This is a genomic window from Pseudoalteromonas sp. SR41-4, assembly GCF_014163985.1.
GTDB lineage: Bacteria > Pseudomonadota > Gammaproteobacteria > Enterobacterales > Alteromonadaceae > Pseudoalteromonas > Pseudoalteromonas rhizosphaerae.
The window spans coordinates 170,741-191,647 of sequence record NZ_JACJEI010000005.1; the positions used below are offsets into that span (position 1 = coordinate 170,741).

General features: G+C 41.0%; 17 protein-coding genes. 8 read left to right on the forward strand and 9 right to left on the reverse strand.

Features of this window, described 5'->3' with window-relative positions; all coding sequences use genetic code 11:
• Positions 1-148: 148 nt before the first annotated feature.
• Positions 149-1,303, forward strand: a complete 1,155-nt coding sequence (locus H5180_RS06030; RefSeq protein ID WP_145240013.1) for an iron-containing alcohol dehydrogenase — start codon at positions 149-151, stop codon at positions 1,301-1,303.
• Between the two features lie 27 nt (positions 1,304-1,330).
• Here the strand turns inward: H5180_RS06030 and H5180_RS06035 are convergent, their stop codons facing one another.
• Positions 1,331-1,630: an AzlD domain-containing protein gene (locus tag H5180_RS06035; RefSeq protein WP_145240011.1), complete on the reverse strand. Its 300-nt coding sequence runs from the start codon at positions 1,628-1,630 to the stop codon at positions 1,331-1,333.
• Positions 1,630-2,334 (reverse strand): AzlC family ABC transporter permease, encoded by a 705-nt coding sequence (locus H5180_RS06040; protein ID WP_259399542.1) that lies wholly within the window; start codon positions 2,332-2,334, stop codon positions 1,630-1,632. The genes H5180_RS06035 and H5180_RS06040 overlap by 1 nt, the downstream gene beginning before the upstream one ends.
• Positions 2,335-2,457: 123 nt before the next feature.
• On the opposite strand from H5180_RS06040, the gene H5180_RS06045 reads away from it, so the two are divergent.
• On the forward strand, positions 2,458-3,114 hold the full coding sequence (locus H5180_RS06045; protein WP_145240006.1) for a cytochrome b/b6 domain-containing protein: 657 nt from the start codon (positions 2,458-2,460) through the stop codon (positions 3,112-3,114).
• A gap of 68 nt (positions 3,115-3,182) precedes the next feature.
• Here H5180_RS06045 and H5180_RS06050 read toward each other — a convergent pair whose 3' ends face one another.
• Both H5180_RS06050 and H5180_RS06055 read right to left on the reverse strand, forming a co-directional pair.
• The gene (locus H5180_RS06050; RefSeq protein WP_145240004.1) at positions 3,183-3,635 is read right to left on the reverse strand and encodes a cytochrome c; all 453 of its coding nucleotides are present in this window, start codon (positions 3,633-3,635) and stop codon (positions 3,183-3,185) included.
• A 125-nt stretch (positions 3,636-3,760) separates the two neighbouring features.
• Positions 3,761-4,231, reverse strand: coding sequence for a DUF2721 domain-containing protein (locus H5180_RS06055; protein WP_145240002.1), 471 nt, complete (start codon positions 4,229-4,231; stop codon positions 3,761-3,763).
• Between the two features lie 248 nt (positions 4,232-4,479).
• Between H5180_RS06055 and H5180_RS06060 the strand changes: the two genes are divergently transcribed.
• The 5 genes from H5180_RS06060 to H5180_RS06080 all read left to right on the forward strand — a co-directional run bounded on the left by H5180_RS06060 (position 4,480) and on the right by H5180_RS06080 (position 16,544).
• A complete protein-coding gene (locus H5180_RS06060; RefSeq protein WP_145240000.1) occupies positions 4,480-8,535 on the forward strand; it encodes a S8 family serine peptidase in 4,056 nt (1,351 codons plus the stop codon).
• A 204-nt stretch (positions 8,536-8,739) separates the two neighbouring features.
• Entirely contained in the window at positions 8,740-13,137 is a 4,398-nt protein-coding gene (locus tag H5180_RS06065; RefSeq protein WP_145239998.1) for a S8 family serine peptidase, read from the forward strand.
• Positions 13,138-13,305: 168 nt separating this feature from the next.
• Positions 13,306-15,486 (forward strand): S9 family peptidase, encoded by a 2,181-nt coding sequence (locus H5180_RS06070; RefSeq protein WP_145239996.1) that lies wholly within the window; start codon positions 13,306-13,308, stop codon positions 15,484-15,486.
• A 185-nt stretch (positions 15,487-15,671) separates the two neighbouring features.
• Positions 15,672-16,043 carry a DUF4870 domain-containing protein gene (locus H5180_RS06075; protein WP_145239994.1) on the forward strand — a complete coding sequence of 124 codons (372 nt, stop codon included), beginning with the start codon at positions 15,672-15,674 and terminating at the stop codon, positions 16,041-16,043.
• 66 nt (positions 16,044-16,109) lie between these two features.
• Positions 16,110-16,544: a YqaA family protein gene (locus tag H5180_RS06080; RefSeq protein ID WP_145239992.1), complete on the forward strand. Its 435-nt coding sequence runs from the start codon at positions 16,110-16,112 to the stop codon at positions 16,542-16,544.
• Here H5180_RS06080 and folX read toward each other — a convergent pair.
• From folX to folM, 3 genes are read right to left on the reverse strand one after another with little or no spacing between them, the layout of a single operon-like run.
• Positions 16,541-16,900, reverse strand: coding sequence for a dihydroneopterin triphosphate 2'-epimerase (gene folX / locus H5180_RS06085; RefSeq protein WP_145239990.1), 360 nt, complete (start codon positions 16,898-16,900; stop codon positions 16,541-16,543). The genes H5180_RS06080 and folX overlap by 4 nt on opposite strands.
• A gap of 4 nt (positions 16,901-16,904) precedes the next feature.
• Entirely contained in the window at positions 16,905-17,459 is a 555-nt protein-coding gene (gene folE, locus H5180_RS06090; protein WP_145239988.1) for a GTP cyclohydrolase I FolE, read from the reverse strand.
• A gap of 19 nt (positions 17,460-17,478) precedes the next feature.
• Positions 17,479-18,198, reverse strand: coding sequence for a dihydromonapterin reductase (gene folM, locus H5180_RS06095; protein WP_145239986.1), 720 nt, complete (start codon positions 18,196-18,198; stop codon positions 17,479-17,481).
• A gap of 218 nt (positions 18,199-18,416) precedes the next feature.
• On the opposite strand from folM, the gene H5180_RS06100 reads away from it, so the two are divergent.
• Positions 18,417-19,313, forward strand: a complete 897-nt coding sequence (locus tag H5180_RS06100; protein WP_182757906.1) for a sulfite exporter TauE/SafE family protein — start codon at positions 18,417-18,419, stop codon at positions 19,311-19,313.
• On the opposite strand, the gene nadE is transcribed toward H5180_RS06100, so the two are convergent.
• Positions 19,310-20,146 (reverse strand): ammonia-dependent NAD(+) synthetase, encoded by an 837-nt coding sequence (gene nadE / locus H5180_RS06105; protein WP_145239984.1) that lies wholly within the window; start codon positions 20,144-20,146, stop codon positions 19,310-19,312. The two genes, H5180_RS06100 and nadE, sit on opposite strands and share 4 nt — an antisense overlap.
• 110 nt (positions 20,147-20,256) lie before the next feature.
• A complete protein-coding gene (locus tag H5180_RS06110; protein ID WP_145239982.1) occupies positions 20,257-20,880 on the reverse strand; it encodes a YceH family protein in 624 nt (207 codons plus the stop codon).
• Between the last annotated feature and the right edge of the window lie 27 nt (positions 20,881-20,907).

Genomic DNA, 20,907 nt, shown 5'->3' on the forward strand with positions numbered 1-20,907 from the left:
TTATAGTTTATACCATCTATTGTTGCAGCTGTGCAAAAGTGATTCTCTGAGCTTAGTCTTTAAATTAATGCTTAAATCCCTACAATTAGGTGGTCAGCAAATTTTAGCTCACACTAAATAATGAGCACCTCAAAGCAATGGAGCAAGCATGTTAAATTTCAGTTTTGCAAACCCAACCAAGATTCATTTTGGCGAACAGCAAATTGCCTTAATCAAAAATGAGATCCCGGCAGACGCAAAGGTACTTGTTACTTATGGCGGTGGCAGTATTAAAAGTAATGGTATTTATGATCAGGTGGCTGCGGCGTTAAGCGAACACACTTGGTTTGAATTTGCCGGTATTGAACCTAACCCAAGTTACCAAACATGTATGAAAGCTGTTGCTTTGGTTAAAGAAAAGCAAGTTGATTATATTCTTGCTGTAGGCGGTGGTTCGGTAATTGATGGTAGTAAATTTATTGCCGCAGCAGCTAATTATGACGGCGAGCCATGGGATATTCTAGCTAAAGGCGGTGAGGTAAAATCAGCAATAGCATTAGGTGTTGTATTGACTTTGCCAGCAACGGGTTCTGAATCAAATTCTTTTAGTGTGGTTTCAAACCTTGATAGCCACGATAAACTGCCGTTTGCGAGTCCATTAGTACAGCCACAATTTGCAGTACTCGACCCTGCGGTGACTTACTCATTACCAAAACGTCAAGTGGCAAACGGTATTGTTGATGCGTTTGTACATACCATGGAACAATACTTGACCTATGACGTAGGTGCAAAACTTCAAGATCGTTTCGCTGAAGGTATTTTAATGACCTTACTTGAAGAAGGACCGAAAGCGTTCAGTGAGCCAGATAATTACCAAGTACGCGCTAACATTATGTGGTCAGCAACCATGGCATTGAATGGTTTAATTGGTGCTGGTGTGCCACAAGATTGGTCAACGCATATGTTAGGCCATGAGATGACAGCGGTTTATGGTCTTGATCACGCACAAACCTTGGCAATTGTACTACCGCGCATGATGGCGGAGCAAAAAGACACTAAGCGCGGTAAAATCTTACAATACGCAGAGCGTGTTTTAGGCCTTGATATTAGCGATGAAGATACGGCTATTGAGCAAGCGATTGCAGCAACAGAAGCGTTTTTTCATAGTGTTAATATGCCAACGCGTTTAAGTGATTATAACTTAGGTGAAGAAGTCGCAGACAAAATTGTTGCGCAACTAGAGCGCCATGGGATGACGGCACTCGGTGAGCGAGAGCAAGTCACGCTTGATAAGAGTCGTGCAATTTTATTAGCCAGCGTTTAAGGCTACTTTTAGCGCATTACAAATGCGCTAATTTAAGATCAAAAATAAACCCATACCAACCAGTGTTGTGTAGTAAATGTTATGCGTTTTATATGCGACAATAATAGCTGCTATTGCCGCACTGAGGTATGGGTTTTGCCAATCTAAATTTATCCCCTCGTCTGTTACAAACACAATAGGTACCCAAATCGCGGTAAGTACCGCCGGTGCGCTAAAACTTAAAAACTGCTGCATTTTCGGGCCAACTTTAAATGGTAGGTCACGATGTAAAAATAAGTAACGGGTAAAAAAGGTAATACATGCCATAAGTAAAATAGTTGTTATCATCAATTATGCTCCAATTTACCTTGGATACGGCTAATAAGGTAACCGATAGTCATCGCCGATAGTGCCGCAGCTACTAACCATAATTCAAACCCCTGGCTTTTTAAAACGGTAGCCACAACACCAGCGCTTACAACCGTTGCCAATGTAGCTAGATTTTTAATACCAGGAATTACTAATGCAATAAAAGTTGCAGCAATAGCAAAGTCTAAGCCTAAATTAGTGAGAACAGGTAGCAGACTGCCCGCTACGATGCCAATTAATGTCCACAAGTTCCAAGTAATATAAAAGCTAAAGCCGGCACTGAGCGCGTAGATCAAGCGAGTTTTAGTTCGATAAGCTTTGCGATGATGGGAAAACGCAAACAGCTCATCAGTGAGTACAAAGCTTACCGGTAAGCGCCAGCGTAGCGACTGATCAATCACTTTATGACGCACCGCTAAGCCGTATAAAAAGTGCCGTGAGCTAATTATGAAGGTGGTGAATAAAATAGTTAATAAAGGCGTATTGCCAGCCATTAGCTCTATAGCGACTAGTTGGGCGGAACCGGCAAACACTAATAATGACATGGCTTGGGTTTCAAATGCGCTAAAGCCATTTTGAATTGCCAGTGAACCACATAAAATCCCCCAAGGGATCACTGCTAAACACAGTGGTAGCATATCTAAAAAGCCTTTTAGGAGTGCGCGTTTGGTGCTAAGTGTCATTAATATTATTCATTACGGTAATTAATGCCCTTAGTCTGCCATAGATCAATTAACCCTGAACAGCAAAGATGCTAAATTAACAAAAGTTTGAAATAATAAGCTTTTACGCAAAAGAGGTTAAGCATGCATAAAATTAAAGTATGGGATGGGTTTATTCGCAGTTTCCATTGGTTGTTAGTTATTGCAATTGCGGCGCTGTATTTTAGTGCTGAAGAAGGCATGATGGAATTACACTTTGTGGCTGGCTTTTTCACCTTAGCGCTACTAGTAACACGTCTTATTTGGGGCTTGATTGGTAGCAAAACAGCTAAGTTAAGTGCATTGTTTCATTCACCTAGTGCAGCACTAAAATCATTTAAACAAACAGATAATAAACCAGGCCATGGCGCAGCGGGCAGCTACATGGTGTTGGCATTTTTTATTTTATTACTGGCGCAGTTAGTAAGCGGCTTAATGACCACCGATGACATTTTGACAGATGGCCCATTAGTGCAGTATGTATCAAGTAATGTAGTTGAATGGGCCGGCTGGGTGCATCATAAGAACTTTGATTTATTGTTGTACGCGATTATTCTCCATATTGTGGCAATTGTAATTTATCGCATGAAAGGTAAAAATTTAGTCAAAGCAATGGTTACGGGCTATGCCGCTGAAAAAAATAATGATAGTAATGAAGAGCTAACAAAATCACCGTGGACTGCGATAATTATTCTTGTCGTTGTATTTGCGGTATTACTGATGACATGGGGCGCAGAGCCTGTGGCTTACTTGTTTAGTTAAACTGTTTAACAGATCAAAAACGGCGCTAATTTAGCGCCGTTTTAGTTTTAAGATGATCGCATTAAAGATTAGTCTTTAAATGATGTGTGGCAATCTTTACAGCCTTTAGCCCATGGGCCAAATGCTTTAGCAATTACTTTTTTATCGCCTGTTTGCGCGGCAACGGCTAGTTCGTCAGCATATTGTTGAAATGCTGCTGCTTTTTTCATAAAGGTTTCGTTATCGCTCCAAATAGCAGGTAATGCAGATGTGTCACCTTTATCACTGCCTGCAACGAATGCTTCCCATGGCATTTTTGATAATGCAGCAGCATTATTTGCACGATGCTTAAACTGTTCTGCGTCAAAAGGTACTTTGCCTTTTAGCATGTCACCCATATCACCAATTTGGACACGGATCATTGAAAATGCCGCTTGGCGGTACTCAATGGCGTCTCTAGGCTCTTCAAATACAGAGTTTGCTGTTGCACCAAATGTTAGTGCACAAAGTGTTGCACCTAAAAATAATTGCTTTAACTTCATTCCTTTTGCCCCTTATATGTAATTCATTGCTTGTACAGTTGCTGTTGTATATCAGCAAGTCAGATTATTCAAGTATATTGCGGTTAAACTGAACTGTTATTGAATTATAAAACTAAGATTGTATCTTAATTATTGATATCAATATCAGCAAAGATCATTCCTCTGCGCATACTACGAGTAGCTAAAAACACCTCACCCAGTAAAGACATAAATGCACAAATAAGTAGTGCCATTGCGCCAACAAAACAACTGCCGATGGAAACACCTAAATTAACTGATTGAATATGAGACAAAAATAACAGCATGACCACGGCGCAAACAAGTACCGCACTTAATACACTTAAACTAAAGGCAATATGGATACAGCGAGAGCGTTTCAGCAGTGCTCGTAGCTCGGTTGTTAGCGATGAATTAAATTCTTCATCGGTACTTACCTTTAATTTTCGTTCAAGTTGACGAGCACGGTCGGTAATTCGAGCTAAGCGATTAGATAAAACCCCCAGCGTAGCAGCAATACCAGTAATTAAAAAAACTGGCGCAACGGCTGTTTGGATTACTTTTGCCATTGTTAGAATATTTATAACATCAGAGTTCATTGCTTTCCTTTTAGGTACATTGGTAGATTTTAATTATTCCGTTTACAAAGATTTACATTTATTTTTTTGATTATTTTTTTATTTAAAACAGTCACTTAGTGTTGATTTGTTAATTTTCACATTGCTTTTTGTAATTTACATGTAATCGAATTGTTGTCATTTTGGGTGTTGAAGTTCTATATTAGTCTCGCACTTAATTTATGATCATCAATAAGTACAATAATACATAACATATCCCAGGGGAAATCATGTCTAAGAATCTAATAAAAAGAACGGCGGTTGCAACCGCTGTAACAAGCATCTTAGTTGCAGGTGCTGTAAATGCAAATACTATAAATAACAGCGCACTTAAGAATACTAGCTACACACCAGTATCACAGACCGATATTGTTAATAAAAATCAACCTTCAGCATACCTTGTTGTTTTAAAGGCAAAAACAGCAGCTGATATGATGGAGCAAGGCGCCTATAATGTTTCTGATGCTCGTCAAAGTTATGACCAAGTAGCAACGTTACAAAGCCAAGTTCAAGATAAGTTATTTACTCTTGATAGTAATGTAAAAGTACTTGGTTCTACTAAAATTTTGGCACCCACGTTAATTGTTCAAGCAAGTCAAGGTGCGCTAGATCGAATTGCAAAAGACTCACGCGTAGAGCGTGTTTTACCTATGTTTGATTACGACCTTCATGTTGCAGCAACCGCTGACTACATCAAAGCGTCGCCATTAGTAGTAAATGGTACAGTTACAGGTGCAACGCAAACTGTTGCAGTATTAGATACGGGTATTGATTATACTCACAAAATTTTTGGTGGTGAAGGAACCGTTGAAGCTTATGAGGCAGCTCAAGCAGATCCTACCACAGTAAATTGGCCACAAGGCCAAGTTATGGGTGGTTATGACTTCATACGTAATGATGCTGATCCAATTGAAAATGATCCAGCCGCTCCTACAGAAGAAGATGCACCAACAAGCCATGGTACATCTGTATCTCACTCAGTAACAGGTATTGCACCAGCGGTGGAGCTATACGTGTATTCAGTGTGTGGCGGCGGTTGTCCAAGTGCAGCACAGGTTTCGGCATTAGAAGCCGCTATGGATCCAAATGGTGATGGTGATTCAGAAGATCGTGTTGATGTAATCAATATGTCTTTAGGTGGAGAGTTTGGTGACACATACATCGGTGGCGGTGCGCAGTTCTTAATTCAAAAAGCGGTTGAGGCTGGTGTAAACGTTGTTATTTCTGCTGGTAATGATGGCGATAACCCATTCCGTATTGGTGGCCCTTCTACAACTCCTAACGCATTATCTGTTGGCGCGATGACGCATCCTACAAATGATGTTGGCGTTGCAACAGGCACAATTGAAGGCGCAGAGACCACAATTCAGCCGTCAGGTTTTGGTCCACAAACTGCGTTTGTAATGACAGATGCCGATGCTGAAGTTGTTTACCCTGAAGAAAACCAAAATGGCTGCGAGGCATTCTCTGCTGAAACTGACTTTACTGGTAAAGCGGTAATTATTGACCGTGGTGCATGTAATTTCACGGCAAAAGTATTAAATGCTCAAGACCGTGGTGCTAAGTTTGTATTTATAGCAAACAATACTGATGATGGCACGCCTGCTCCAATGGGTGGCTTTGATGCTGCAGTAACAATTCCTAATGTTGGCATTAACTTTGCTGCAGGTGCAGCAATGAAAGCTGCTTTAGCGGCCGGTGAAATGCCAACATATACCATAACGATTGAGCGTAAAGTGACTGCGGGTGCAGTTGCATCATTCTCATCTCGTGGTCCATCAATGGATGGTTTATTAAAACCTGAAATTACAGCGCCAGGTACTGATATTATGGTAGCGGCAACTGGTACACAAGATCAGCTAGCTCCAGCAACAGGTACTTCGTTCTCAGGTCCGATTACTGCCGGTGCTGTTGCATTAGTTCGTGAAGCGCATCCAGAGCGTAATGCGTTTGAAATAAAAGCGACAATCATGAATGCGGCTGATTTAAACGTAACCGTAGATCCTATTAGTATTAACCCAGATTCACCACTTGCACCAATTAGTTTAATCGGTGCAGGCTTAGTGGATGTTGAAAAGGCGGTTAATTTACCTGTCGCAGCATGGGTTGAAGATGATGAGTATGAAACTAAACAGGCTGCGTTATCATTCGGTTTAGAACGCATGACAGAAACAACCAGCTTTACAAAAACAGTGACGCTGAAAAACTTCTCTGATGCAGACAAAACATATGACCTTCGTATTGAAGAGCGTTATATGAATGATGTGGATACAGGTGCTGTTAGCTTTGATATTCCACGTAGTGTAACTGTTGCGGCAAATACAGTAACAACATTCGAAGTAACCATGACAGTTGATCCATCTAAACTTCATGAGTGGACATTAGAAAACCCATTTAGCCAAGATGATCTAGCTGCTCGTAGTCCGTCACTGACAATGGCTGAATTTGATGGCGCATTGGTATTTGATGATACTTCAACAGCCGATACGGACCACGACTTACACATTGTTTATCATGCATTACCTAAGGCCGGTGCTGAGTTAGAATTCTCTTTTGAAGATATCGATGGTTCTACGCAGTTAGTTGTTGAGAACGTTGGTGCGCTGGCTGTAGAGCCAACATCTGAGCAGGTCGTTGCATCTAGCCCTGAAAATGCTGAGATAGATTTTGACATTCTTAGCACTACATTTGCTGCTTATGCATCTGAAACATGTGATTCTGGAGTGTTTATTACCTCTTCAATTCAATTACGAGATGAAATTACCCATATGCGTCAAGTCGGTGTTCGTATGAATCTCGATATTGATAATGACGGTGTTTATGATCACTTTATGATGAATCTTAATGATGTTGGCCGTGATGCTGCAATACCTGGACGCAGCCGTACATTAATTGGTGAAATCGATGCGGCGGGTGAGGATGTATGGCAATGGGGTACACCTATGTATCATGCTGCTGGCGAAGATACAGTGACCTTCTCTGGATGTAGTAATCTGTTAGGATTAGATGCAAACATGCTGGGAGGAACAATTAATATTGCAGCTTCAGTTGGTTACCCAAGTTATCAGGCTGGTGTATTCTTCGAAACAGATAGTGCAGCTGGTTCTACTGTGTTTACAGCGAACCCTGCAGTAACAATGTATGCGACTGATAGCGTAGATAATGCAATCACTAAACTAGAGCCAGGTCAAAAAGCTGTTGTTAAATCTAGCGGTGCGTTTGCTCTTACATCACCTGCAGGAACGAAAGTTTATTTATCTGCGCCACGAGATATTCCTGGTGCACCTAAAGTACCTAACTTAGTAATTGAAGATTTTGCAATCGACGAAACAATGCTTACTGGTTTAACTATTGGCACAATCAAACTCGATGCTGAGGCAGCACTTGATATTGCTTATTTTGAAACTTTGAGTATGTCTGCTCCGGGTCTTATTGTTGATGCTGATACTGGTGATATCATTGTTGATAACACTGATTTAATTGACTCAGAAGCTGGTCTTAAAGAAATTACAATCACAGTAAAAGCTGTTGACGTTATTGGTACTGAGTCTGCACCAGTAACATTTACAGTAACAATCAATAACGTAGCTGATGAACTTCCGGTTGTTGCTGAAGGTCAAAAATTCAACGTGATTGAATCTGCAGCTGAAGGTACTGTTATTGGTAAACTAGCAGCGGAGCTTTTCGAAAGTTCAGCAACGATGATTGTTTCAGGCAGTGTTAAAGGTTCTGACGTAATTGCAATTAATGAAATGGGTGAATTAGTCGTTACTGGTAGCCTAAATCATTATGCAATGCCAACACTTGAGTTAGAAGTTACGCTAACTGATGATAGCGGTTTAGAGTCTGCACCTGTTACTGTAATGCTTAACGTGGAAATTGATCCTAATTCACATGCACCGATGATTGAGATGAATCAACGTTTCAGAATTGATGAAAATGTTGCCTTAGGAACAACTATTGGTACTCTTGCATTCTCTGACCCTGATTCTGATGTGTCACCAGTTGAACGCTTTATTGTATCAGGTAGCCATTTAGTTTCAGTAAATCCAGATGGAACAATTGTTACTGCTGGCGAAATTGATTACGAATTTGACCGTGAAATCGTATTCAGTGTTCAAGCTGAAGATAGCAAAGGTTATGTGTCTAAAGCCGTGAGTGTTGTTGTTGGTGTTAACAATCTACGTGCGAACGATGATGACGACAATGACAACTCTGGTTCTCTAGCATGGTTAACGCTGCTTGTAGCACCGTTTGCATTTATGCGTCGCCGTAAACAAAAGTAGTAATATAGCCTCTAAAGGCATATAGCTTTAGTTAAAATACCGCCATTGGGCGGTATTTTTTTTGTTTTAAATTTATTGTGATTACCTAAAATGGTTACACTTTTTGTTTCAATGTTGTTTTTTTGTTTCTTGCTGGTGTAGTATTCGGGACTTGATGTTTCTTTTTGGGGACATTTAATAACAATAATCTCATCAGAGGAATTTATGTCTAACAAGTTAATAACAAAAACAGCCTTATCAATTGCAGTATCATCAGCGCTAATGGCGGCATCGGTAAATGCACAAACAGTGCAAACAGCACACAGTATTACCGCTCTCAATAATTTCTCTACAGCTACATTTAATGAAACCGAAGTTAAAGAACAGTTACCATCAGCTCATATGATTGTGCTAAGAGCGACAACCGCCGCCGATCTAATGGCGCAAGGTATTTATCAAATAGGTGACAGCCGTGCAACCATTGCACAAATTGAGCAAGTGCAAAGTGAAGTGACAATTGAACTAAGTAGTCTAGATTTTGGTACAAAAGTAATCGGCCAAACTAAAGTGCTGGCGCCTACTTTGATTGTACAAGCAAGCCCTGAGGCGTTAGAAAAAATTGCCCGTGACTACCGAGTTGAGAAAGTGCTGCCAATGTATGATTATGAATTACATGTCGCCGCATCTGCAGATTATTTAAAAGCTTCACCATTGGTTGCAAATGGGGTTGTAACAGGTAAAGGTCAAACGGTAGCGGTACTGGATACAGGTGTTGACTACACGCACAACGTTTTTGGTGGTGCGGGTACCGTAGAGGCGTATGACGCAGCTCAAGCTGATCCTACTTCTGTAGCTTGGCCGCAAGGCATCGTACATGGTGGCTACGACTTTATTCGTGACGATGCTGATCCAATTGAACATGATCCTGTAGTCGTGATCCCCGATGTTGATGAACCGACCAGTCATGGTACGTCTGTTTCTCACTCTGTCACTGGAATTGCTCCTGAAGTAGAGTTATATGTGTACTCAGTGTGTGGTGGTGGTTGTCCAAGTGCAGCACAAGCATCAGCATTAGAAGCGGCAATGGATCCTAATGGTGATGGCGATATCTCTGACCGCGTAGATGTTATTAATATGTCTTTAGGTGGCGAGTTTGGTGGCACTGAAACTGACGGAGGTACTCAATACTTAATTCAAAAAGCGGTTGATTTAGGTGTAAATGTTGTTATCTCAGCAGGCAATGATGGCGATCATCCTTTTCGTATTGGGGGACCAAGTACCACGCCAAACGCACTTGCAGTTGGTGCGATGACGCATCCAACATTAGATATTGGGATTGCTTCAGGTACCGTGCTTGGAGAAGAGGTTGTTTTTCAAGTTTCAGGTTTTGGTCCGCAAACCGCATTTGCTATGGCAGATACCGATGCTGAACTTGTTTACCCAACCGCAAATCAAAATGGCTGTGAAGCATTTTCAGAAGACAACGATTTTAATAATAAAGCGGTGCTTATAGATCGTGGTGAATGTAATTTCACGAAAAAAGTACTGCATGCACAACAGCGCGGCGCATCGTTTGTATTTATTGCAAATAACGAAGATGACGGTACTCCTGCTTCAATGGGTGGATTTGATGCCACGGTTACCATCCCAAATATTGGCATTACTTATGCTGCCGGGGCAGCGATAAAAGCGGAGCTTAAAGTATCAGGCAAGGCTGCATATAGCTTAGTTGTTGAGCGTAAAGTAACATCAGGTGCTGTGGCAACCTTTTCATCGCGCGGTCCATCAATGGATGGTTTATTAAAACCTGAAATCACAGCGCCAGGTACAAGCATTATGGTTGCAGCAACTGGTACGCAAGATCAACTAGCTCCAGCTTCAGGTACATCCTTTTCAGGACCGATTACTGCCGGTGCGGTTGCGTTAGTACGCGCAGCGCACCCACAGCGTAATGCCTTTGAAATTAAAGCAACATTAATGAATACGGCAGATCTAAATGTGACTAATGAGCCGCTTAGCACAAATCCAGATTCTGAATTAGCACCAATTAGTATGATTGGTGCTGGTTTAGTTAACGTTGAAAAAGCGGTTAATCTGCCTGTTGCAGCATGGGTTGATAATACCGAGTTTAAAACTAAACAAGCGGCATTATCGTTTGGCTTAGAAAATTTTACTGGCGTTAGGTCAATCAGCAAAACAGTCACCGTGAAAAATTTCTCGACACAAGAAAAAACCTACAAATTACGGACTGAAGCACGTTACGCAAATGATAAAAACAGCGGTGCAATCAGTTGGGATATTCCAGCCAGCGTAACAATTCCCGCAGGTCAAACTACAGAGTTTGATGTAACGCTAACGGTTGATCCTAGTAAATTGCACGAGTGGAAACTGGAAAACCCATTTGATGCCGAGTCGGTAGCTGCACGAAGCGCCGCATTAACGCTCGCAGAGTTTGACGGCGCCTTAGTGTTTGACGATGTGGATGATACTGATTCAGATTATGCGCTACATGTTGTTTATCATGCGCTACCAAAAGCGGCTAGTGAATTAAGTATTGCTCCGGAAGTGGTTGGTAATGAGATGCAACTTATCGTTGAGAATACCGGGGCAACAACAGTTTCAACAATGACAGAAAATATTGTTGCAACTGGTAAAGTTAAGTCAGCAGCAGAGGCACCGTTCAATATTCTTGCAACGACATTCAATGCAATAGCAGCTGAAGGATGTGAATCTGGTGTATTAGTTACAGCATCGATTCAGTTACGTGATGAGATCACTCATGTATTCCAAGCAGGTTATCGTTTAGATATAGACACCAACAACGATGGTGCCTATGACTTCCTTATGCAGAACTACAATGACCGAGGTCGTAAAACGACTTCGCCAGGGCGTTCACGTACTGTTATTGGTACTATCGATGACGCTGGCGCAGAAACGCTTCGGTTTTTGACACCGTTATATCAATCAGCCGGTGCAGATACCATTACCTTCTCGGTATGTAGCAGCACACTTGGGTTAACACGTGATAATTTAGGTGATCCGTTAAATATTAAGGCATCTGTAGGCTATCCATCTTATGGTGGCGGCGTGTACTTTGAAACAGATAGTCTAGTTGGCGCTACGACCTTTAGTTCTTCAGCGTCAGTGAGTTTAACTGCGGTGGATGGCAGTGATACAGTCGTAAATCAACTTGCGCCAGGTGAAAAAGCGATTGTGAATGCTAGTGCGCCATTTGCTTTTACAGCATCGTCATTACAAGATGTACTGAAATTAGTGACTGCTGAAGACTTAGTGTTACCAAAAACGCAGGCTCCTAAGCTTGCAAATGCATCATTTGATGTTGTTGAAAATGCGGAAAACGGCCATCTCGTTGGCACCTTGAGTGTTGTGGAATCAGATAGAGATTTAGCGATTGCTGAGTTTTATGTGCAATCGCAAACTCATCAAGGCTTTAGTGTTGATAATAAAGGGCAAATTCTTGTATCAAACAGCGAGTTAGTTGATTTTGAAGTTGGTAAGCACATCGCTGAACTAGTCGTTGTTGCCATCGATACTTTGGGAAATACATCAGAGCCTGCTGTTATTACTATTAACATTACCAATGTTGCAGATGAAGCGAGCGAAGTAACCCCAATTATAAATTCTGGCCAAGTATTCTCTGTTGCAGAAAACACCCCAGTAGCTACCGCATTTGCTCAATTAGCTTTCACAGATCCAGATAACAGTTCAATCACTATGTTTACTGTAGCGGGAAGTGATGCAATCACGATTGATAATACGGGGATGCTAACCGTTGCTCAACTACTTAATTTTGAAGAGCAAAGTACTATTACGTTAGAGATAGTCGCAATTGATGAAGATGGTCATCAGTCAGCTGCTGAAATTGTGACGATTAACGTGTTAAATGTCGCTGATGAAGGAGCAGAAGTTGCGCCAATTATCGAAGCCGGGCAAACTTTTAAAGTGCAAGAAAATGCCGTGGTAGGCACTGTGATTGGTCAAATACGTGCTATTGATCCAGATACAGCAGTAACACCAATTGTAAGCTACACAGTTGCAGGTCATAACGGTATTGCAATTGATGAACTTGGCCAAATCACAGTGGCGGGTGACGTTGATTATGATGCAACACCTGAGATAAAGCTGATGGTTAGCGCAACGGATAGTGCTGGTAATCAATCTGCAGCTGTTGAAGTAACAATCACTGTAGCGCAAGACGCATTAGAAAACACGCCAGTTATTGCTGATAATCAACGCTTTAGTGTTGATGAAAATACAGCGCTTGGCACTGTGATTGGTAAACTCAACTTTAGTGATCCAGATGCTGATGTAAGTCCTGTTACTAAGTTTATTGTGTCAGGCACTGACTTAGTCACTGTTAATGCTGCGGGTGAAATTGTTGTTGCAGGTAGTATTGATTATGAATATGAGCGTAACTTTACATTTAGTGTTATCGCTGTTGATAGTGCGGGTAATAACTCTAAAGCTGTTGATGTTGAAATACGAGTAAAGAATATTGTGGGCAAAGATGACGATAATAATGACGGTGACAGCGGTTCACTAGCATGGTTAACATTGCTTATTGCACCATTTGCATTTATGCGCCGCCGAAAACAAAAGTAATTAATTGTTTAGTTAGTCATTTTAATTATCAGTGATTAACGAGCAAAGTTAATCAAACAAAGGGAGCTTAGGCTCCCTTTTTACATTGCTTTACAAACTAATATAGGTAATCAACAGCTAGTTAGATATATTGCTAGTAGTGGAATAATAATAACTCTAGGGAATACTATGAAAACACGTCAATCATTTGCGTTAGCGGCTTTGTCGTTAGCTATTTTAGCGGGCTGTAATAAAGCTCCAGAACAAAATAATATAAAATCCGAGGCTGTACAGAGTGAAGCTGCAGTGGTTAATGTAACTGCACCGGTAGCCAATAAGATCCCTTTCGAAATGACTATTCATGGTGATACGCGCACCGATAATTACTATTGGATGCGTGACGATGAACGAAAAGATGCAGCTGTCATAGCACACCTTAATGCAGAAAATACCTATACTGATGCGATGCTAAAGCATACTAAAGCTTTACAAACTACTTTGTTTGAAGAGTTAAAAGGGCGCATTCAAAAAGATGATGACTCCGTGCCAACTAAAAGTGGCGATTATTATTATTCATCGCAAACGCGAGGGGATAATGAATACCCGACTTATGTTCGCAGTAGCGATGATAAGGGCACTGATCAACACGTTATATTAGATGTAAATGAGTTGGCAAAAGGCCATGACTATTTCGCGGCAACAGGTTTATCTGTCAGCCCAAATGGTCACTTATTAGCATATGGTGAAGACACGGTAAGTCGACGAATCTACTCTATTTTAGTGAAAGATTTAAAGACCGGTAAATTACTAGAAGATAAGCTCGAAGGGACAGATGGTGATATCGTCTGGGCGAATGATAATAAAACTTTTTATTACATTAAAAAAGACTTACAGACATTGCTAGGTTATCAGGTTTATCGCCATACCTTAGGTACGTCACAAGCACAAGATGAGTTAGTGTACGAAGAGACTAACACAAGTTATTACACTGGCCTTGGTAAGAGTAAAGACAAACAAGAAATTTATATTTGGCATGGCAGTACTAACGCTTCAGGTGTGTCGGTAATTGATGCTAATGACGTCAAGGCACAGCCAAAGCGCTTAATTGAACGTGAAGAAAACCTAGAATATGATATTGCTAAACTCGGTGATACTTATTACATAGTCACTAACCTTAACGCAGTAAACTTTCAGCTAATGACGGTGGATAAAGATAAAGCGCACGACAAAGCGAATTGGCAAACACTGATCGCTGCGCGTGATGATATTAAGCTTGAAGGCATCGATTTGTTCACTGACCATTTAGTGTATAAAGAGCGTGAAATGGGGCAATCTCGTTTAACGATACGCAACTTAAAGTCGGGTGATGAACAGCAGCTGAGCTTTAATGACAGCAGTTATATGGTCAGTACATATGGTAATAATGAATTAGATAGCGAAAGCTTACGAGTATATTATGCCAGTATGACGACGCCTGGTTCATCGTATGATATCGATTTGAATAGCACAACGAAAACACTGTTAAAACAGCAACAAGTGATCGGTGATTTTAATGCCGATAATTATGCATCGGAGCGACTATTTATTACTGCGCGAGATGGCGTAAAAGTACCGGTGAGTTTAGTTTATCGCAAAGATAAATTCAAAAAAGATGGCACTAATCCATTGTTACAATATGGCTATGGGTCGTATGGGGCAACCATGGATCCAAGTTTTTCTAGTAGCCGTTTGAGTTTACTTGATCGAGGCTTTGTATTTGCTATCGCGCATATTCGTGGCTCGCAGATGCTTGGTCGTCCTTGGTATGAAGATGGCAAGCTACTCAATAAAAAGAATACTTTTAATGACTTTGTTGATGTAACCAAAGGCTTAGTTACCCAGCAGTATGGTGCGCAAGATAAAATATTCGCGATGGGCGGCAGTGCGGGCGGCTTATTAATGGGCGCCGTGGCAAACCAAGCACCAGAGCTTTATCAGGGGATGGTTGCGGCTGTGCCATTTGTTGATGTAGTGACCACTATGTTAGATGCGAGCTTACCATTAACAACCAACGAGTACGGCGAGTGGGGCAACCCAAATGACAAACTATATTATGATTATATGCTGTCTTACTCACCGTACGATCAAGTGAGTAAACAAGCGTATCCAAATATGTTGGTCACCACAGGTTTGCATGATTCTCAAGTGCAATATTTTGAACCAGCAAAATGGGTTGCAAAATTACGTGAGTTTAAAACCGATGATAATAAATTACTGTTTAAAATTGATATGGAAGCAGGCCATGGTGGCGCATCTGGGCGTTTTAAAAGCCTTCAAGATACAGCTCTAAATTATGCATTTATCTTAGATTTAGCTGGTATTAAAAAGTAATAACTGATTTTAGTGTTTTACAATTAAGGCGTGACTTAGGTTACGCCTTAATTTTTTGTCTAAATTAAGTGTTGTGGTTTTGCACACTTGCTCGAGCTTAGCAGTATCGACGACGCTGATTAAAATCTAGACATTAAGACTGAAAAAGGTCAGCATATAGGTATTAACGAAATAAGGAGATGGTAATGGAAGATAATCAACAGGTTGAACCAGTTATAACGAGTAAAGATGAGCGTATGTGGGCGATGTTATGTCATTTAAGCGCATTAGCCGGATTTATTATACCTATGGGTAGTATCATCGGTCCGCTGATTGTCTGGTTAATAAAAAAAGACGAAATGCCATTAGTGGCTGAACATGGGCGTAAATCGCTTAACTTTCAAATCACTATGTTCATAGCATATATAGTGTGTTTGATTTTGATGTTTGCAGTTATCGGAGTAATTCTATTACCTATAGTCGCTATTTTCTCGTTTATTATGGTGGTGATTGGCGCAATCAAAACTAATGACGGTAAAGAGTTTAACTACCCATTTAGCTTACAATTGATAAAATAAACTACTCTTCATTTTTATCAAACCCAGCAAATGCTGGGTTTTTTATATGTATTAATAAAGGCTTAGATGGCTTATTTAACTCTGTTCTTTACTGCGTTTATTTCGGCAACATTATTGCCAAGCTCATCAGAAGTGGTACTCACAGCAATGGTGACCAAAGGAGAATATTTACTTTGGTTGTTATGGCTCAGTGCCACAGTTGGTAACGTACTAGGTAGTTGCGTTAATTACTGGTTAGGCACGCAAGTCATACGTTTTAAGGATCGGAAATGGTTTCCCGTGTCACAGGCAAGTATCGATAAGGCTGCAGAGCGCTTTGAAAAGTATGGTGTTTATAGCCTGTTGTTGGCATGGCTACCAATTATTGGTGATCCGCTAACAGTTGTAGGAGGCATTTTTAAAGTGCGCTGGTGGACATTTTTATGGCTGGTTACCCTTGGCAAAGGCGCACGTTATTTGCTTGTACTAGCCTTTGCCGTTGGGCTGGATAAGTTGCTTTAAGCTTTACTCCAATCGAGTGTTAGCGATACTGAATCTGCAAAACGCAAAGCGTGAGGTTTATCAACTCGCACTTTTGCATAATTCACGCTGCTATGGCTATGGCAAACACTGAGTATTTCTGCCACTAGTTTTTCAAGCAATAAAAAGTGACCTTGCTCAACAATACTAATCACTTCTTTGGTGATCACTTTATAATTAAGTGCTTGTTCAACTTGATCCGTTTCACAGGCTTGCTCAGCAGGATAGTGAATTTCTAAATTGATCACTACATCCTGCTTTTTCTCACGTTCATCGGGATTAAAGCCAATAAAAGTGCGCAGCCGTAAGTTAGTTACATGGATAATTGCATTGGCCATAGGATTAGCCTTTTACAAGTTGTAAAAATTCATTGCGGGTTTTTGGATCGGCTCTGAAGTTACCTAGCATTACCGACGTACGCATACTTGAGTTTTGTTTTTCAACCCCACGCATCATCATACACATATGTTTTGCTTCCACTATTACACCAACGCCTTTAGCACCGGTGACTTCTTCAACCGCTTTAGCGATTTGATGAGTCAGTTGTTCTTGAATTTGAAAGCGGCGTGCAAACATATCAACAATACGCGCAAATTTCGATAAACCCAGCACCTTACCGTTAGGAATATAAGCAATATGACAGCGCCCTACAAATGGTAATAAATGATGTTCACACATCGAATAAAGCTCTATATCTTGAATTAAAACCATGTCATCTGCATCAGAAGTAAATACCGCATTATTGGTAATTTCTTCTAATGTTTGACGATAGCCTTTGGTCAAATATTCCATCGCTTTGGCGGCGCGTTTTGGCGTGTCTAATAGGCCTTCACGTTGTGGATCTTCACCTACAGCAGTAATAATTTCGTGGTAACTATTTTTTAATTGATCGTGCATAAATTTCTCGATTAATCCGTTATTTTAAATGTCTGCCACCATCTACGGGTAAAGAACGTCCCGTGATGTAATGGCTGCTAAGCAATAAATCGACGCTGTTTATAATTTCGCGACAACCGGGCTCGATGCCCATTAATGATTTTTTAAGGGTTTTTTCTCGGTACTCATCGCTATCGTGATCATTAAAAATAATTAATGAAGGGGCGATAGCGTTCACTTTAATATTCGGGGCAAACTTAGCTGCAAATGATTTTGTCATATTTTCTAAGGCGGCTTTACTTGCGGCATATGCGATATGCTTTGGACTTCCTTTTTCAACAACATAATCAGTTAAATGAATGATATCAGCAGGGTGTTGCTGCTGTTGCTGAAAATTTAACAGTAACTCGCTAAGCGCTAAGTTAATTAAGTAAGGTGCTTTTGCATGGATACGCATCATGTTATCAAATAGCGTACTGCTATCTGGATTATTCGCTTCGCAGTCCCAACTCGATGCATTGTGGATCACCGCCTTTAAGCTATTTGTGTGCAGCTTTAATTGACTGACAAACTCATTAATGCCGTTGTCAGTGCTAAAGTCTGCGTAAACACATACAGCACCATGGCCAGATAATTCATCAATAGCGGGATGGCGAGTTCGGTAAGTAACGATAATAGCTTGCCCTTGGGCTATAAAATGTTTTGCCAGTGCTAAACCAATACGTTGGCCGGCACCTGTTATTAAAATGGGCGATGTCATAACTAAATACAAATCCTTAGGTTTTTTAATGCGATGAGCTTGATTACCATGTGTTTACTAACAACTATAAACTAAATTACAGAACTATTTCATCTTTACTGCAAAGATATTGCACCAATATAACAATCTGTTTGTACGCCGTAACGAACAGTTGCGATCATTTGCTCTGCGATGATTGTCAGGCATAATAATAAAACTTCAATTTATGATCCGTAACTATGCAATCACCACCTAAACCGATCCATAAACTGCGTATGATCCCCTGGTTATTTGTTGCTGGCGTGTATTGTTCATTAATTGCTTGGCAAGGCGCAAATGCCGCGCTACAAAGTGTTATCGCAGAGTTTAGCATTGCTGTGACTATGGCTTTTGGGTCTTTTGTTGCTGGTGGCACTGCACTTGGTGGTGGCGCAGTAGCATTTCCTGTGATGACTAAGTTACTGGCAATAGATCCTGTAACCGCAAAAGTATTCTCGTTAGCGATTCAAAGTTTTGGTATGAGTGCGGCCGCATTAACCATTATTTTTACTGGTATTCCATATTATCGCCAAGTGGTATTAATCGCAGCTCCTGCTGCATTAGTTGGCGTATTACTAAGCCTTACTTTTATTGCCGATCAATTACCAAGACTGGTGGTTAAAGGAGTCTTTAGCGTACTTTTAATATGCTTCGCATTAACTCTTTTATGGCGTATTTACTGCAGGGTGCAACATGTATGTAGTCAAACCGATATACACGTTAGTACATTTACAGTTGCATTAGTTGCTGTTATTGGAGGAGTTGCATCTGGCTTAGTTGGTTCGGGAGCTGACATTGCTATTTTTGCGTTATTGATTATCGCCTGCAACGCTAATATTCAAAAAGCGACTGCAACCTCGGTGATTATCATGGCAATAACGTCTGTAGTGGCAAGCATTGCTAACGTATGGTTCTTCAATAGCTTAAGTAGCGAAATACAGTCGTATTTATTAGCGGCTATTCCAGTGGTTGTGGTCGGAGCACCGTTAGGGGCTTATGTTTGTGCTAAAGTGAAAAGCGGGCAATTAATCACATTTTTCTTATTGTTAATTGCCCTAGAAGTGTCATTTACGGTTTATGAACTTATGACAGCCTAAAGAACGTCGTAAATGGTTGGAATAGCTTGGCGTTTATGTTGAGTGCGTAGATAAATTGCGATGAGTTTTTCACTTACCTCGTCACTGACTTCTTTGCCTTCTAAAAAGTCATCAATTTGTTCATAGCTTAAACCAAGGGCTTCTTCATCAGTAAGGCCTGGGCGATCACACTCTAGGTCGGCGGTTGGCGCTTTATTAACGAGTAAATCGGGTGCACCTAACTGCTTGGCTAATGCGCGTACTTGGCGTTTTGATAAGCCAAATAATGGCGCTAAGTCGCATGCGCCATCACCAAATTTAGTATAAAAGCCAGTAATGTTCTCGGCGCTATGATCAGTACCAACAACGAGGCCTTGGCACAGTCCGGCAATTTCATACTGCGCGACCATGCGTTGGCGGGCTTTCACATTACCTTTAATAAAATCAATTTGTGCTTGTTCCGGCAGTGCATCACCGCAACCTACTACTGCCGCTAATGCTTGCTCATGCATGCCGTCTGCTGCGGGTTTTATATTCACTGTTAGGCGTTTATTTGGTTGAATAAAATCAACAGCCAATTGCGCTTCAGCTTCATCAGCTTGCACACCATACGGTAAGCGAACCGCAATAAATTGATACTTTTCGGTTTGTTGCTGCGCATTTAATTCGTTAACGGCGAGTTGGCATAAGCGACCACAGGTAGATGAATCTACACCGCCACTAATCCCCAGCACTAAAGAGCGTGAATGTGCTGCCACTAAACGGTTTTTTATAAAGTTTACGCGGCGTGTGATCTCGTTGTTGACGTCTATATTTGGCTGGACTTTCATTTCTGCCACTATTTCAGCGCGCATGCTGAGCTCTCCTAATAATATTACTGGTTGTCATGGTTATACCAATTAGCTTAAAAGCATGATCTCTATTTAATGTAATTGGAATTATTATCTAATTCAAAGGGTTTAATTTAAAGCCCTAAATGTAGCTTAATTTTTTGTAATTCAGCTTTTAGCTCATCAATTTCAGCAAGTAACTCATTCAACTCGTCAGCTTTGAGTGCTGGCAATTCAGGTGGTTCTACTGCAACAGCACTTTGTGGATCAGCAAATAAATGGCTGTAACGGCTTTCACGTTTGCCGGGTTCTCGTGGGTGTTTAGTCACATGTTCGGCAGTCATCAAGGCATTTAATGCCGACTCAACTTCAGCAACATTATTAAACTCAGCGAGCCGATTACTGCGTGTTCTTAATTCACCAGGGGTTTGTGGGCCACGTAGCAGCATTAAACAAATAATAGCGCGCTGTTGCTCCGTTAACTGTAAATTACCAAATTCAGTATTGCAAAAGCGATGTGCGAACTTAGTTACGCGTCCAGATAACCCTTCGTCTAATGTAACTAACCGCTGGGAAACTAGCGAGTCTAGCGCCTCTTGTACTTCAGTTTCGCTGAGCGTGAGCACTGGCTCTCGGTTCGATTTTTGATTGCACGCATTGGTCAATGCATTTAGTGACAGCGGGTAATGCTCTGGTGTGGTGCTTTGTTTTTCAAGTAGGCAGCCGATCACACGTTGTTCAATAGCAGTGAGTTGCATAATAAATCCTTCTTTTTGTTATGCCTT